Source organism: Streptomyces sp. NPDC045431 (assembly GCF_040646655.1).
GTDB lineage: Bacteria > Actinomycetota > Actinomycetes > Streptomycetales > Streptomycetaceae > Streptomyces.
On record NZ_JBEZAQ010000046.1, the window covers coordinates 1 to 1,500 of the forward strand.

At 56.3% G+C, this 1,500-nt stretch carries 1 rRNA gene; it reads left to right on the forward strand.

Annotation, left to right across the window (positions count from 1 at the left end):
- Window positions 1-1,500 (forward strand): 23S ribosomal RNA (locus tag AB0A69_RS33780); the annotation flags it as partial.

Here is a 1,500-nt window from a genome sequence, read left to right on the forward strand (position 1 = left end):
AGGGGAGTGGTGGAGCCGCTGACCCAAGGTGGTAGTAGGTAAGCGATGGGGTGACGCAGGAAGGTAGTCCAGCCCGGGCGGTGGTTGTCCCGGGGTAAGGGTGTAGGACGTCACGTAGGCAAATCCGCGTGACACATAGTCTGAGACCTGATGCCGAGCCGATTGTGGTGAAGTGGATGATCCTATGCTGTCGAGAAAAGCCTCTAGCGAGTTTCATGGCGGCCCGTACCCTAAACCGACTCAGGTGGTCAGGTAGAGAATACCGAGGCGTTCGGGTGAACTATGGTTAAGGAACTCGGCAAAATGCCCCCGTAACTTCGGGAGAAGGGGGGCCACGTCTGGTGATCCGATTTACTCGGTGAGCTGGGGGTGGCCGCAGAGACCAGCGAGAAGCGACTGTTTACTAAAAACACAGGTCCGTGCGAAGCCGTAAGGCGATGTATACGGACTGACGCCTGCCCGGTGCTGGAACGTTAAGGGGACCGGTTAGCCGACTTTCGGGTTGGCGAAGCTGAGAACTTAAGCGCCAGTAAACGGCGGTGGTAACTATAACCATCCTAAGGTAGCGAAATTCCTTGTCGGGTAAGTTCCGACCTGCACGAATGGCGTAACGACTTCTCGACTGTCTCAACCATAGGCCCGGTGAAATTGCACTACGAGTAAAGATGCTCGTTTCGCGCAGCAGGACGGAAAGACCCCGGGACCTTTACTACAGTTTGATATTGGTGTTCGGTTCGGCTTGTGTAGGATAGGTGGGAGACTGTGAAGCTTGGACGCCAGTTCAGGTGGAGTCGTCGTTGAAATACCACTCTGGTCGTGCTGGATGTCTAACCTGGGTCCGTGATCCGGATCAGGGACAGTGTCTGATGGGTAGTTTAACTGGGGCGGTTGCCTCCTAAAGAGTAACGGAGGCGCCCAAAGGTTCCCTCAGCCTGGTTGGCAATCAGGTGTTGAGTGTAAGTGCACAAGGGAGCTTGACTGTGAGACCGACGGGTCGAGCAGGGACGAAAGTCGGGACTAGTGATCCGGCGGTGGCTTGTGGAAGCGCCGTCGCTCAACGGATAAAAGGTACCCCGGGGATAACAGGCTGATCTTCCCCAAGAGTCCATATCGACGGGATGGTTTGGCACCTCGATGTCGGCTCGTCGCATCCTGGGGCTGGAGTCGGTCCCAAGGGTTGGGCTGTTCGCCCATTAAAGCGGTACGCGAGCTGGGTTTAGAACGTCGTGAGACAGTTCGGTCCCTATCCGCTGTGCGCGTAGGAATATTGAGAAGGGCTGTCCCTAGTACGAGAGGACCGGGACGGACGAACCTCTGGTGTGCCAGTTGTTCTGCCAAGGGCATGGCTGGTTGGCTACGTTCGGGAGGGATAACCGCTGAAAGCATCTAAGCGGGAAGCCTGCTTCGAGATGAGTATTCCCACCTCCTTGAGAGGGTAAGGCTCCCAGTAGACGACTGGGTTGATAGGCCGGATATGGAAGCCCAGTAATGGGTGGAGTT